At 45.4% G+C, this 238-nt stretch carries 1 protein-coding gene; it reads left to right on the top strand.

Features of this window, described 5'->3' with window-relative positions:
• Positions 1-238, top strand: a 238-nt coding sequence (locus SB753_RS41185; RefSeq protein WP_410805696.1) for a hypothetical protein, incomplete at both ends; no start/stop codon positions are given.

Genomic DNA, 238 nt, shown 5'->3' with positions numbered 1-238 from the left:
AGCGCAGTACTTTGTATTCCTCTTCAAGCTAAGGAATTGCCGGTCGAGGCCTTTACCAGTGCACCAGCAATAGACAAGCTTAAGCTGTCTCCCGATGGTACCAAATTGTCGATGATCCAAACGCTGGAAACCGAGAATGAGCAATTAGTGCTGGTAAAGTTATTTGATTTACAAAGTGGTGAGCAGAAGTTTCTGGTCAAAGCAGACAGCCGCGACCTGACCATTTACTCCGTAATAT

It is taken from the genome of Paraburkholderia sp. SIMBA_053 (genome assembly GCF_046534895.1).
GTDB lineage: Bacteria > Pseudomonadota > Gammaproteobacteria > Burkholderiales > Burkholderiaceae > Paraburkholderia > Paraburkholderia caledonica.
The sequence above is the reverse complement of the archived record's forward strand: the minus strand, read 5'-3'. Positions and strand labels throughout refer to the sequence as shown.